The following is a 13,057-nucleotide window of genomic DNA, read 5'->3' as shown; positions in this document are numbered from 1 at the left end:
TGCCGGGGCGGGCGGGCTACGCCGGGGCGGTGGGGCGTCCGACCGGTGGCCCCACCGGGGCGGGCATAGGGTGGATCACGTGACTGAGATGACCTATCGCCGGCTGGGCGACTCCGGGCTCGTGGTGTCCGTGGTCGGCATCGGCTGCAACAACTTCGGCCGTAAGCTCGACCTCGACGGCACCCGGGTGGTGGTCGACGCCGCCCTCGACGCCGGCATCAACCTCTTCGACACCGCCGACATCTACGGCGATGAGCCGGGGGGCTCCGAGGAGCTGCTCGGCCAGGTGCTCAAGGGCCGCCGGGACGACGTGGTGGTGGCCACCAAGTTCGGCATGGACATGCAGGGGCGCAACGGCCCGGACCACGGGGCCCGGGGCGCCCGGCGGTACATCGCCCGGGCGGTGGAGGCGTCGCTGCGCCGGCTCGGCACCGACCACATCGACCTGTACCAGATGCACGAGCCGGACCCGGGCACCCCGATCGACGAGACCCTCGCCGCCCTGGACGACCTGGTCCGCGCCGGCAAGGTGCGCTACCTCGGCAACTCCAACTTCGCCGGCTGGCAGATCGCCGACGCCGACTGGGTCGCCTCGTCCAGCGGGCGGGCCCGGTTCATCAGCGCGCAGAACCACTACTCGCTGCTGGAGCGGGGCGTCGAGGCCGAGGTCATCGGAGCCTGCGAGCGGTTCGGCCTGGGCATGCTGCCGTTCTTCCCGCTGGCCAACGGGCTGCTCACCGGCAAGTACAAGCGCGGCGAGGCGGCACCCGCCGGCAGTCGGCTCTCCGGGGGCGGCCGGTACGCCGAGCGCCTGGCCGCCGCGCGGTGGGACGTCATCGAGGCGCTGGAGGCGTACGCCGCCGAGCGAGGGCTGTCCCTGCTCCAGGTGGCCATCGGCGGGCTGGCCGCCCGGCCGGCGGTGACCTCGGTGATCGCCGGTGCGACCACGCCCGAGCAGGTGCGGGCCAACGCGGAGGCCGGCGTCTGGCAGCCCACCGACGCGGACCTCGACGCCCTCGACGCGATCCTCTGAGCCGCGACCGGCCCCGGGTCACCTCCGGGCCGGCGGGCCCGGGTCGCCTCCGGCCGGCGACGTCGCGGCGCATGGTGGGCGAGACCCCGCCACGTCGGCGTTCCGTCGTCGAACCTCGCCGTCAGTCCCGGTGGTGGCGGCCGGGGGGACGCAGCGACCGCTGCCCGGCGTTCTCCGGCCCGCCGTCCTGGTCCGGCACGGGACTGGCCAGGCCGGTGACCCAGTCGACGTACTCCTCGTCCTGCTGCTCCCGGCGGTCGTCCCGCTCGGCCGTGGGCGCCGCGTCGTCGGGGGTCCGGGCCCGGTTGCGCCGGAACAGGGCGCGCCGTAGGCGGGACCGGCCGGTGGCGGGGTCCTCGATCGCGTCACCGGCCGCCACCGGGGTCGCGGTGCCCGGCTCGCCGTCGCCCTGCCCGGTGTTGGCCGGCCTGGTGTCGCTCGGCCCGGTGTCGGTTCGGCCGCCGTCGACAGGCGGGCGGCCGGCGGTCCGTCCGCTGTCGGTCCGTCCGCTGTCGGTCTGTCCGCTGTCGGTCCGGTCCAGCTCGCTCGGCCCGGGATCGGCCGGCCGGGGGGCGTGAGGCTGTGGCCCGACCCCGCCGTGGCCGACGGTCGCCGTGGGGCCGGCCCGCCGGACGGTGTTGCCGAAAGCGTCCCAGCTCGCCACCCGGCCCAGGTCGGGCAGGGGCCGCCGGGGCCGGGGCCGCGGGTCGGCATCGGCGGGGGCCGGCCGGCTGTCCGGTTCGGCCGGGGGCGACCAGTCGCGCGTGGCGTCGCTCGTCCAGGTCGGCTCCGGCGGGGCGGGTTGCACCATGTCCTCGAACGAGGGTGCCTCGAAGAACGTGGGCCTGGCTTGCCGTCGGGCGGGGGTGGCCGCCGGTGCGGCGGTTCCGGAGCCACCGGAGGCGCCGTCGGTGACCTCCTCCACCCCCGGCACGCTCCCGGGGCCGGCCGGACCCGTCGGGTCGGCGGCGGTTCCCTTGTCCCGAGGGCTGCCGGGGCGGGCGTTGTCCGTCGTGTCGGCGGTGTCGGCCGCGCGGGGGCGGCTCGCGCCCGCACTGCCGGCGGCGCTCCGACCCGTCAAGGCTGCCGGGTCTGGGGTGCCGGCCGGATCTGGGCTGTCGGCCGGCGGGGGTGTCTCGGTGGCCGGCGCCGGTGGGGTGCCGGCCCTCGGTTTCCGGGCCCGCTTCGGCCGGGGCACCGGGGCGACCGTGACCCCGGCGTCATCGCCGCCGGGGCGGGAGGCGTCAGTGGCGGGAGGCGCCTCGGCGGGGAGGGCTTCGGCGACGGGGGAGGTGTCGGGGGTGCGGGGCGCGTCGGGGGTCCCGGAGACGGCGGGCCCGTCGGCGGTGGCGGGCCCGTCGGCGGTGCGGGGCATGGCGCCCTGGGCGGAGGATGCCGTGCCGGCGGCCGTCGGCCACTCCCAGTGCGCCGGCGTGCTCCCGCCGGCCGGCGTGCCCGGCGCAGGGCGGCCGTCCGGCAGCGGATCGCCGACGGTCGCGGGGACCCGACGGGCCGAGGCGGTGTCCGAGGCGGGCGGGCCGACGGGGTCGGCGCCGTCCGCGTCGCCGGTCACCGGCACGGTCGGGCCGGCAGGCAGCGGCCGGAGGATGTCCGTGGGCTCGATCGCCGGGTCGCCGACGGCCTCGACCGGCGTCGCGGGTCGGTCGGCCGGCTGGTCGGTGGGGTGGCCGGAGGTGACGAGCGGCCAGCGGGCCAGGGTGGCGGCGGCGGAGCCGAGCACGCCGGTGGCGACCGCGATCAGGGCGCCGTAGTAGGGGGCGAGCTGGTACCGGTCGACGGAGTCTCCCGGGCCGGCGGCCAGGTAGGCGAAGGCGACCAGCACGGGGCCGGACGCGCCGGACGCGCCGCCGATCAGCGGCGGGTGGCCCCGCCAGCGGGCCAGTGCGCCCGAGGCCGCGCCGGCGAGCAGGGCCACCAGCGGCAGCAGCACCATGGCCAGCCGCTGCGCCGCGGCGGCGTCGAGCCAGCCCGGCTCGAACACCCCCAGCCGCATGGTCGGCAGCGGGCCGGTGCCGACCAGGGCCGGCAGGGACGAGAACAGGGCGACCAGCCACACCGCGCCGGCCACCATCGTCAGGTTCCAGCCCAGCGGCGGGCGGAGCAGCACGGCGAGCGCCGCCCCGGCGCCGGCCACCGCGCCGAGGACGGCGCAGATGCCGACCGCCCAGACCGGGTCGACGCCGCTCAGCTCGGTGGCGCGGGCCGGCTGCATGCACAGCGGGGCGACGACGGTCGCGCCCAGCGCCGCCGCGCCGGCCATTCCGAGCCGCCCCGTCGTGGTGGCCGCGACGGGTTCGGCGCGGGCGATACGCTCGGCCACCACGGCCCCGACCACGGCGGCGACCGTCGCGAACCAGCTCACCCAGACCAACTGGGCCGGCCACCGGTTGACGGTGGCGTCGGTGAAGTCGCCGGCGAGTCGGACGATGCCGAACCCGTACGCGACGCCGAGCTGACCGGCCCCGGCGAGCACGCTCACCCCGAGCGCGGTGAGCAGCAGCTTGCCCCACGTCCGAAAGGCCATGTCGGGCACGTTACGGCCCGGTGCCCCCGATCGCCACCTTGGCACAGCGCGGCGCGGCGACGCGCCCGACCTGCGACTACTCCAGCCCGACCAGCCGGCCCAGGTACGTCGTGTCTCCGACAGTGGTGAGGGGCGGACGGCCCCGGTGCCGTGGCGGACCACCACCCCACCGGCCGGCTAGTCGGCGCCGGGCGTGGTCCACCCGGCACGGTCCGCCGATCATGCCGGCCCGTCTAGAGGTGCGGGAGCACCTCGGCGGCGATGAGCTCCAGGTGGTCCAGGTCGGCCAAATCGATCAGTCGCAGGTGCACCCGGGTGGCCCCGACCGCGGCGAACTCGCCGATCCGGTCGACGAGCTGGGCGGGGGAGCCGATCACCGGGTCCTCCGGCGGCAGGGCGCTTTTGCGGCGCAGCGGCGCGGCCCGCTCCCGCACCTCGGCGTCGGTGCGCCCGATGGCCACCACGATCCCGGCGGAGAGCACCAGCGGCGTCCGCCCCGAGTCCGTACGGCCGTGGCGGTCGCACGCCTCGACGACCCGGTCGTATGCGGCGGCCGTCTCGGCGACGCTCTTGAACGGGAGGTTGAACTCGTCGGCGTACCGGGCGGCCAGCTCCGGGGTGCGCTTGGGGCCGCGCCCGCCGACGATCACCGGCGGGCCGGGCTGCTGCACCGGCTTGGGCAGGGCGGGCGCGTCGACCAGCCGGTAGTGGTCGCCGAGGAAGCTGTAGGTCTCGCCGACCGGGGTTCGCCACAGGCCGGTGATCACTTCGAGCTGTTCGTCGAGCCGGTCGAAACGCTCCCCGACGGCGGGGAACGGGATGCCGTACGAGGTGTGCTCCCGCTCGTACCAGCCGGCTCCGATGCCCAGCTCCACCCGGCCGCCGCTCATCTGGTCGACCTGGGCGACCATCACCGCGAGCGGCCCGGGCAGCCGGAAGGTGGCCGAGGTGACCAGGGTGCCGAGCCGGATCCGGGAGGTCTCCCGGGCCAGCGCGGCGAGGGTGAGCCAGGCGTCGGTGGGGCCGGGCAGCCCGGAGTCGGCGTCCATGGCCTGATAGTGGTCGGCCCGCAGGAAGCCCTCGAAGCCGCCCGCCTCGACTGTCCGGGCGAAGCGGAGTTGGTCGTCGTAGCTGGCACCGCGGTGCGGCTCGGTGAAGACGGCCACCCGCACGGTCAGCGGCCCTCCGCGCCGGCCCGCGCCGGGGACTGCCGGTGGGTGCCGGGGCCGAGTGGCACCGGAGCCGGCCCGGTCGGGGCGTCACGTTCCATCAGCAGTTCGTGCAGCTCGGCGCTGACCCGGGCCACGTCGGCCAGGTGGGCGTTGCGGCCGAGGGTGCGGGGACGCGGGATGTCCACCTCGACCACCGAGCGGATCCGGCCGGGGCGGGGGCTCAGCACCACCACCCGGTCGGCGAGCAGCACGGCCTCGTCGATCGAGTGGGTGACGAAGACGATGGTGGCTCCGCTGGTCGTGTGCACCCGCTGGAGCTCGCCGGAGAGCTCCTCCCGGGTCAGCGCGTCGAGGGCGGAGAAGGGCTCGTCCATCAGCATCACCCGGGGGTCGCCGATGAGCGACCGGCACAGCGAAACCCGCTGCTGCATGCCGCCGGACAGCTCGTGCGGCAGCCGCTTCTCGAACCCGGCCAGCCCGGCGAGTTCGAGCAGCTCCCGGGCGCGGGCGCGATGCCTGGCCCGCTTCCAGCCGAAGATCTCCACCGGCAGCAGGACGTTGTCGAGCACCGAGCGCCACGGCAGCAGGGCGGGCCGTTGGAACAGCATGGCGATGTCCTGGCGGGGGCGGGTGATCGGTGTACCGGCAACGGTGATCTGCCCGGCGGTGACCGGCAGCAGCCCGGCGATCATGCGCAGCAGGGTGGATTTGCCGCAGCCCGAGCGGCCGAGCACGGCGACGAACTCGCCGTCGGCCACGTCGAGGTCGATGCCCCGCAGCGCCTCGACCCGGCCGGAGCGGCCGTCGAAGGTGCGGGACACGCCGGACAGTCGAATCATCGCCGGTGTTCTCCCTGAGTAAGCGGTCAGGAGCGCAGCTAGGGTAGCCCGCCGCGCTGCGGCCCGGGGGGTCCGGGGTGGACTTCAGTTCGTTTCCGTTCCGCAACCGACACTCCTGGCTACACCGGCAGGTCCCTTGCGTAGTCTGTGCCGGCGAGAAGTCCCCTCACGACGGTGGCGTCGACTCCCCCCTCTGTCGACGCCGTCCCTCTCGACAACCCCTCCGGTGGCGCATCGCCCCCGGTCGGAAAGGACATGGTGCACAGATGAAAAGGCTGACCCGCACGGTCGCCGCGGCCGCTCTGGCCACCGCACTCACCCTGGTGTCCGCGTGCAGCAGCGACGCGGACTCGTCCGGCGCCAAGGGCGGCGACGGCAAGTCGCTGGAAAAAGTGACGTACCTCACTTCGTTCGGCAACTTCGGGCGTGACTCCTATGCCTGGGTGGCGAAGGAGAAGGGCTTCTTCAAGGAGGCCGGCTTCGACGTCGAGATCAAGCCCGGGCAGGGCACCAATTCCGTGATCCAGACCATCGTCAGCGGCCAGGCCCAGTTCGGCCCGATCGACCTCACTGGTGGTCTGCTCCAGCTCGGCAACGGCCAGGCCAAGGACTTTGTCGCAGTGGCCGCCATCCAGCAGCGCACGATGGCGGGCATCGCGACCGTCGAGGGCACCGGCATCGCCTCTCCAAAGGACCTGGAGGGCAAGAAGCTCGCCGACACCCCCGGCTCCGTCGTCCGCAACCTCTTCCCGACGTACGCCCAGCTGGCCGGCGTGGACGCCAGCAAGGTGACCTGGCAGAACGGCCAGGCGCAGGAGCTGATGGGCACGCTCGCCGCCGGCAAGGTCGACGGCATCGGCCAGTTCGTCGTCGGTCAGCCGACCATCGAGGCGGTGACCAAGAAGAAGGCCGTCATGTTGCCCTACAGCAACGTGATGCAGGACCTCTACGGCAACGTGCTGATCACCTCCAGCAAGATCGCCAAGGAGAAGCCGGACATGGTCAAGCGGTTCTCCGCCGCCCTGATGAAGGGCCTGGAGCACGCGCTGACCAACCCGCAGGAGGCGGGCGACATCCTGAAGAAGAACGTCGACGCCAGCAACCCCGCGGCCGCCGCCGCCGAGCTCCAGCTCATGGCCGGGTACGTCCGGTCCAGCAACTCGGGCACCCAGATCGGCACGCTGGACAGCGGGCGGGTCGCCAAGAGCATCGCGATCCTCCAGGGCGCGGGCCAGCTCAAGCAGAACCTCACCCCCGACCAGATCATCGACTTCGACCTCGCGCCGAAGGCCTGACCGGTCCGACTGTCCCAGGGGTACGCCCCGCCGGCCTCCGGCGGGGCGTACCCCCGTTCCATCCCCGGCCACCGTGCCGGTAGGAGAGGAGGAGAAGATGACCGACCTCCGGTCACCGGAGCCGGCGGTCGCGCACCGGCCCGCCGCTCCCGTCCCCACGCCTGGTCACTCCGGCCCCAACGCCGGGGTGCGGTCCGGACTCAACGGGGCCCTGCTGCCCGCCTCGGGCCTGCTGATCGCGTTCGCGGTCTGGTGGGTCACCGCCCGGCTGGAGCTGGTGCACCCCGCCGCGCTGCCCACCCCCGGCTCGGTGCTGTCGGCGTTCACCGACAAACCGGCCAAGATGCTCGAACACACCGCCGCTACCCTGCTGGAGATCGTGATCGGCTTCGCGCTCTCCGCCGCGGCCGGGGTCCTGTTGGGGCTCTCGCTGGCCGCATCGCGAACGGTTGAGCGGATGTTCACCCCGCTGCTCGTCGCGGTCAACGCGGTCCCGAAGATCACCCTCGGGCCGCTGCTCGTGGTGGCGCTCGGCTGGGGTCAGAAGCCGATCCTGACCATGGTCTTCCTGCTGTGCTTCTTCCCGATCGTGCTGTCCACGGCGACCGGCCTGACCACCACCCCGGCGGACCTCGCCGAGCTGGTCCGCTCCTGGAACGCGTCCTGGTGGCAGGCGTTCCGCAAGGTGCGGTTCCCGGCCGCGCTGCCGCAGATCTTCGTCGGCCTGAAGGTGGCCATGCCGCTGGCCGCGATCGGCGCGGTGATCGGCGAGTTCCAGGCCGGGGAGGGCGGGCTCGGATACGTCATCACCCAGTATGCCGGCATGGGCGACACCGCCACCGCGTGGGCGGCCATCATGCTGGTGGCGCTGATCAGCATCCTGCTGTACTCGGCGCTGGTCTTCCTGGAGCGGCTGGCCCTGCCGTGGGTCAGGGAGACCACCTCGACCAGGTGAGCCCGGTCGGCCGACCAGGCTCACCTGGTCGGCCGACCGGTTCGCCGCGGTGACCGGGTCGGGCCCGGGCCCGACGACGCCGGTCACGGCAAACCGTTGGTCAGCCGGCGAGCCGCCAGCGGCCGCCCCGAGCGACCAGGGTGGTCAGGGCCTGCGGCATCAGCCCGGAGTGGTTGTCCGGGGTCATCCGGATCGGGCCCGACAGGCCGTCCATCTGGGACGTCTCGAGCACGTCGCGCAGGTCGTCCCGGCCGGCCTTGCCGGCCTCGCCACCGGCCCGCAGCTCGGCGTCGACGATGAGCTGCACGGCGTCCGCGCCGAACGAGGAGAAACCGTTGTAGCCGCCGAACCGCGCCGTGTAGTTCTGGAACCACTGGCGGCGGGCCGCCTTGGCGGGGGTGGTGGCGATGACGTCGTCGATCACCATGGTCTGGGTGAAGATCAGGGTTGCCTGCTCGGTCGACCGGGCCGACGCGCCGAGGAAGAGGTCCCCGGCAGCCACCGCGTCGAAGAAGAGCGCGCCCTTGAACTTGGCCTGCTGGGCGGCGGCGGCGGCGAGCATCGCCTGCTCCGGCGGGGTCCACACGACCAGCGCCCCCGGCTTGTCGTCGGTCAGCGCCTTGACCGGCTGGCTGACGTCGGTCTCGGTGGCCTTGATCCCCTGGTCGTTGATCAGCCGAATGTTGGCCTTGGCGAACTCGCTGCGCAGGGCGGCGAGCCCTTCCCGGCCGTAGCTGTCCTCGCTGTTGAGCACCGAGGCCTTCTTGATGCTGCGTCGGCGCAGCTCACCGGTGAGGGCGGCGGCGCTGTCCACCGCGTTCGGGGCCAGCTTGAACACGTACCGGCGGTCGGCCACCGGGCTGGCGACGGCGCTGGACGGGGCGAGCACGACGGTCGGGAGCTTCTTCTCGTTGATCGTGCGGACGGCGCGGACGGCGCACTCGTTGCAGCCGCCCATGATGAGCGCGCTGACCTGCGAATCGTTGCTGAAGTCGTCCACGTTGCGTAGCGACTCGCTCGCGTCGGAGCGGTTGTCCTTCACCTTGAGTTTGATCTTCCGGGCGCCCAGGGCGCCCGAGGCGTTCAGCTGCTCGACCTTCAGGTCCAGGGCGCGCTGGTACGCCTTGCCGACCGGGGCCGCGGAGCCGGACAGCTCCAGGTCCACGGCGATCACGATGGGGCTCGTGTCCTGTTCCGCCTCGCCGAACTGGCAGCCGGTGAGCGAGGTGGCCAGGACGGCCGAGGCGAGCGCCGTGATGGTCACGGAGCGGATGGTGATCAACTCAGTCCTCCAGGTGCGGCGCGGGCGGCTGCCCGGTCACCGCCGCTTGTTCCGTCCTCAGTGGAGAAACGGGATTGGTCTGCCGTACGGTATGCGCGAAGCCTGCAAAACCTTGCCAATGCCGGGCCCTGTGGTCAAGCGCGGATGCGCCGAAGCGTTTCGGGACTGCCGTCCCACATGCTGGGGTAACCCAATCTTTGCAAACGCTTACTTTGCATAAGCACGTGACCACCTTGGAGTTACATGCCCTGATCAGGGGCTTGAGAAAATGAAGGTATTAGTTGACCGGATCACGCGATGAGTGCCGTGCGACCGTTTCCTACCTCACCGCGGCTTCCCAAACACGATCATCTCTGATGAAATCGCGGCCGTGCCGCGCGCGGCGCTGTCCGCTGCACCGGCCACGGGTCGGCGGTTCAGGCGTGGAAGATACGACGGAGGCGATGTCGTGAGCACCGGACCTACGACCCTGCCCGAGAGCAGCGAGTCGGACGAGCGGAGTCGACGTCGTCGGCTGCCGCGCCTACGCGACGCCCGGATCCGCTCGAAGCTGGCGCTGATCCTGGTGGTGCCGGTCGCGGCGGTGATCGCGCTCGCCACCGTTCGGCTGATCTCGACCGGTGAGGGCGCGATCGAGGCGACCCGGCTGCGGTCGCTGACCGAGCTGTCGATCGACGTCTCCGCACTCACCCAGGACCTGCACAAGGAACGGATGGCCGCAGCCAGCTACCTGGCCACGCCGGGGCTGCGACCCGACACGTACAACCTGCTGGTGCGCAGCACGGACGCCCGGATCGAGGAGTACAAGGCCGAGCGCGGACGGGTCGGCGACGTCCCGGCCACGGTGCGGGACCGGCTCAAGGTCATCGAGGACCACCTGACGACGCTCAACAGCACCCGGCAGGAGGTCCTCGACCGTCAGCAGATGGCGGTGGCCGAGGCCGCGCTGCGCTACGGGGTCATCCTCACCGACCTGGTCTCCTACGGCGACACGCTGGCCCAGCTTCCCGGTCAGGAGAGCCTGGCGGACACCCGCCGGGCGGTGGCCGCGTTCGCCCACGCCAAGGCGGCGGTCGCCGAGGAAGAGGCGGTCGCCTACACCGCGCTCACCGCCGGCAGCCTCGACGAGGAGCAGTTCTCCTCGTTCGTGGCCACCCTGACCAGCCAGCAGGAGGCCCTGCTCTCCTTCTCGCTGGCCGCCGACCCGAGCCAGCGGGCCCTCGTCGACAGCACGGTCTCCGGTGACGCGGTGACGCTCGCCGACCGGGTGGCCGCCGACCTGACCCGGTCGGTCGGGCAGGCCCCGCTGGTCTCCCCCAGCGACGCCACCGCCTCCATCGGTGCGGTCAACGACCTGATGCGGTGGGCCGAGATCCGGCTCCAGGACCGCCTGCTCGCCCAGACCGAGGAAGCCCGCTCGAACGTCATCCAGCAGGCGATCATCGAGTCGGTGCTGGTGCTGTTGACCCTGATCGTCGCCGTCACGCTGGCCGTGGTGCTGGCCCGGTCGCTCAACCACTCGCTGCGCCGGCTGCGCGAGGGGGCCCTGTCGGTGGCCAACCACGACCTGCCCGACGCGGTCGCCCGACTGCAGAACATCGGCAGCGTCGGCGACGGCGGCGTGGAGGAGATCGTCCGGCAGGTCCGCGACCCGATCAAACTCAACAACCGAGACGAAATCGGCCAGGTCGCGCTGGCGTTCAACGTCGTCCACCGGGAGGCGGTCCGGGTGGCCGCCGAGCAGGCCGCGCTGCGGACCAGCGTCTCGGCGATGTTCCTCAACCTGGCCCGGCGCAGTCAGACCCTGGTCGACCGGATGATCGGCGAGCTGGACGCGATCGAGCGCGGCGAGGAGGACCCGAAGCGCCTCGCCCAGCTCTTCGAACTCGACCACCTGGCCACCCGAATGCGCCGCAACGACGAGAACCTGCTGGTGCTCGCCGGTGCGGACTCGGCGGTGCCGCGCCGCGACGACGCCCTGCTGATCGACGTCCTGCGGGCCTCCCAGTCCGAGGTCGAGCAGTACAACCGCATCGAGTTCGGCACCGTCGACACCGACATCTCGGTGGCCGCGCACGCCGTCAACGACGTCGTCCGGCTGGTCGCCGAGCTGCTCGACAACGCCACCCGCTTCTCGCCACCGAACACGGTGGTGGTCGCCGACGGCCGGCGGATCCGCGACTACGTGCTGATCCAGGTCGAGGACCGGGGCCTCGGGCTCACCGACGAGCAGCTCGACTCGCTCAACCGCCGGCTCGCCGGCCCGTCCACGGTCGACGTGGCCGCGTTCCGGCTGATGGGTCTGGCCGTGGTGAGCCGCCTCGCGTCCCGGTACGGCATCCGGGTGGAGCTGCGGCGCAACGTGGAGGGCGGCACCGTCGCCCAGGTGACGCTGCCCAGCTCGACCGTGGTGCTGCCGTCGCTGCGTGGTCGCGAGCCGGCCCCGGCGCCGCTGACCCCGTCGCGCCAGCCCGCCCAGATCGAGCAGACGCCGCTCACCCCGATGGGCCTCGACTCGCCGCTCACCGGTGCCGGCCGCACCGCCACGCTGAACGACCAGTGGCGGACCTCCGCCCCGACGCCGGCCCGTTGGCAGGTGCCCGGCGACTCCCGGGATGCCGCGCCGGCCACGCCGTTCGGCATGCCGGCCGTCGCCCAGCCGGCGGCACCGGCCATCGCGCCGGCACCCCCGACGCAGCCGCCCGCCCCGACGCAGCCGGCGTTCACGCCCGGCGGCGGGTTCTCGGTGGGCAGCCCGACCGTGGCGTTCCCGACGATCGATCCGCTGCCCCGGCGGACCCCCGGCGGGGAGGCCGCCCAGCCGGCAACCCCCACCGCTGCGGCCCCCGCCCCGCCGGTGCTGCCCGGTGGCCCGGTCGCCGGGACGACGCCGACCGTTCCCGTCGTGTCGGCAGCCCCGGCCACCCCGGTGGTCGCCCGTCCGGCCCAGCCGGCCGAGGCGCCGATCTTCCGGGAGATGGAGGCGGTCTGGTTCCGGTCGCACGGCGACGACGTGACCGCGATCTTCCAGCGGCCCAAGTTCGACGAGGAGCCGCCGCCGGCCAAGGTTCCCGCCGCGCCCCGGCCACCGCTTCCCACCCGTACGCCGGGGGCCACCCCCGCGGACGGTACGGCCACGGCGACTCCGCCGCCGGCGTACACCCCGCCGGTGGCCCCGCCCGCCGCGACCCGGCCGACCGGGCCGACCGTGCCGAGCGGGCCGGCGGCAGCCACCCCGCCGGCGACCGACCCCGAGGCCTGGCGGACAGCCGCCGACGATGGCTGGTCGCGGGCCAGTCGGGCGGCCGAACCGACCGCGTCCGGGACCACCCGCTCCGGCCTGCCGAAGCGGGTCCCGCAGGCGCAGCTCGTTCCCGGCGGGATCGAACAGAAGAGCAGCAAGGACCGCAGCCGGCGCACCCCCGACGAAGTACGCGGCCTGCTGTCGGCATACCACCGCGGCGTACAGCGCGGACGGACGGTCGGCGCGGACCAGAACAGCACCCCGACCAAGGAGACGAGCCGATGAACAGGCCAGCGGCCATGCAGGACATGGGTTGGCTGCTCACCAACTTCGCCGACAGCGTGGCGGGCATCGCCCACGTGGTGGCGGTGTCCGCGGACGGGCTGCTGCTGGCCTCGTCGCGGGACCTCCCCACGGACCGGGCCGACCAGCTCGCGGCGATCACCTCCGGTGTGGTGAGCCTTACCGAGGGCGCGGCCCGCATGTTCAGCGCCGGCGGGGTGCTCCAGACAGTCATCGAGATGGACAGCGGCTACCTGTTCCTCATGTCGATCAGCGACGGCTCGTCGATGGCCGTGCTCGCCGCCCGCAGCTGCGACGTCGGCCAGGTCGGGTACGAGATGGCACTGCTGGTCGAACGGGTGGGCGCCGCACTGGTGCCGCTGCGGCGGGACGCGGTGCGCTCCTAGCGC

General features: G+C 73.5%; 9 protein-coding genes. 5 read left to right on the top strand and 4 right to left on the bottom strand.

The window, feature by feature from the left end; all coding sequences use genetic code 11:
• Window positions 1-70: 70 nt before the first annotated feature.
• On the top strand, window positions 71-1,033 hold the full coding sequence (locus GVV04_RS07280) for an aldo/keto reductase (protein WP_328822247.1): 963 nt from the start codon (window positions 71-73) through the stop codon (window positions 1,031-1,033).
• A gap of 121 nt (window positions 1,034-1,154) precedes the next feature.
• On the opposite strand, the gene GVV04_RS07275 is transcribed toward GVV04_RS07280, so the two are convergent.
• From GVV04_RS07275 to GVV04_RS07265, 3 genes are all read right to left on the bottom strand, one after another.
• The gene (locus tag GVV04_RS07275; protein ID WP_161685858.1) at window positions 1,155-3,578 is read right to left on the bottom strand and encodes a hypothetical protein; all 2,424 of its coding nucleotides are present in this window, start codon (window positions 3,576-3,578) and stop codon (window positions 1,155-1,157) included.
• Window positions 3,579-3,811: 233 nt separating this feature from the next.
• Window positions 3,812-4,750 (bottom strand): LLM class F420-dependent oxidoreductase, encoded by a 939-nt coding sequence (locus GVV04_RS07270; protein WP_161685856.1) that lies wholly within the window; start codon window positions 4,748-4,750, stop codon window positions 3,812-3,814.
• Window positions 4,751-4,752: 2 nt separating this feature from the next.
• Window positions 4,753-5,589 (bottom strand): ABC transporter ATP-binding protein, encoded by an 837-nt coding sequence (locus GVV04_RS07265; RefSeq protein ID WP_161685854.1) that lies wholly within the window; start codon window positions 5,587-5,589, stop codon window positions 4,753-4,755.
• A gap of 266 nt (window positions 5,590-5,855) precedes the next feature.
• On the opposite strand from GVV04_RS07265, the gene GVV04_RS07260 reads away from it, so the two are divergent.
• Together GVV04_RS07260 and GVV04_RS07255 are read left to right on the top strand one after the other, a co-directional pair.
• Window positions 5,856-6,884, top strand: a complete 1,029-nt coding sequence (locus GVV04_RS07260) for an ABC transporter substrate-binding protein (protein WP_161685853.1) — start codon at window positions 5,856-5,858, stop codon at window positions 6,882-6,884.
• 97 nt (window positions 6,885-6,981) lie between these two features.
• On the top strand, window positions 6,982-7,839 hold the full coding sequence (locus GVV04_RS07255) for an ABC transporter permease (protein ID WP_161685852.1): 858 nt from the start codon (window positions 6,982-6,984) through the stop codon (window positions 7,837-7,839).
• Window positions 7,840-7,939: 100 nt separating this feature from the next.
• Here GVV04_RS07255 and GVV04_RS07250 read toward each other — a convergent pair whose 3' ends face one another.
• The gene (locus tag GVV04_RS07250; RefSeq protein ID WP_161685850.1) at window positions 7,940-9,121 is read right to left on the bottom strand and encodes an ABC transporter substrate-binding protein; all 1,182 of its coding nucleotides are present in this window, start codon (window positions 9,119-9,121) and stop codon (window positions 7,940-7,942) included.
• A 448-nt stretch (window positions 9,122-9,569) separates the two neighbouring features.
• Between GVV04_RS07250 and GVV04_RS07245 the strand changes: the two genes are divergently transcribed.
• Together GVV04_RS07245 and GVV04_RS07240 are read left to right on the top strand one after the other, a co-directional pair.
• The gene (locus tag GVV04_RS07245) at window positions 9,570-12,650 is read left to right on the top strand and encodes a sensor histidine kinase (protein ID WP_161685848.1); all 3,081 of its coding nucleotides are present in this window, start codon (window positions 9,570-9,572) and stop codon (window positions 12,648-12,650) included.
• Window positions 12,647-13,054 carry a roadblock/LC7 domain-containing protein gene (locus tag GVV04_RS07240; RefSeq protein WP_161685846.1) on the top strand — a complete coding sequence of 136 codons (408 nt, stop codon included), beginning with the start codon at window positions 12,647-12,649 and terminating at the stop codon, window positions 13,052-13,054. The genes GVV04_RS07245 and GVV04_RS07240 overlap by 4 nt, the downstream gene beginning before the upstream one ends.
• The last annotated feature ends 3 nt before the right edge of the window (window positions 13,055-13,057 follow it).

The organism is Micromonospora rubida (genome assembly GCF_009908295.1).
Taxonomy (GTDB): Bacteria; Actinomycetota; Actinomycetes; order Mycobacteriales; family Micromonosporaceae; genus Micromonospora; species Micromonospora rubida.
The sequence above is the reverse complement of the archived record's forward strand: the minus strand, read 5'-3'. Positions and strand labels throughout refer to the sequence as shown.

Coding starts and splice junctions, on each gene's coding strand:
- GVV04_RS07275 (WP_161685858.1), bottom strand. CDS start 3,578: ATGGCCTTTCGGACGTGGGGCAAGCTGCTGCTCACCGCGCTCGGGGTG.
- GVV04_RS07265 (WP_161685854.1), bottom strand. CDS start 5,589: ATGATTCGACTGTCCGGCGTGTCCCGCACCTTCGACGGCCGCTCCGGC.
- GVV04_RS07260 (WP_161685853.1), top strand. CDS start 5,856: ATGAAAAGGCTGACCCGCACGGTCGCCGCGGCCGCTCTGGCCACCGCA.
- GVV04_RS07255 (WP_161685852.1), top strand. CDS start 6,982: ATGACCGACCTCCGGTCACCGGAGCCGGCGGTCGCGCACCGGCCCGCC.
- GVV04_RS07240 (WP_161685846.1), top strand. CDS start 12,647: ATGAACAGGCCAGCGGCCATGCAGGACATGGGTTGGCTGCTCACCAAC.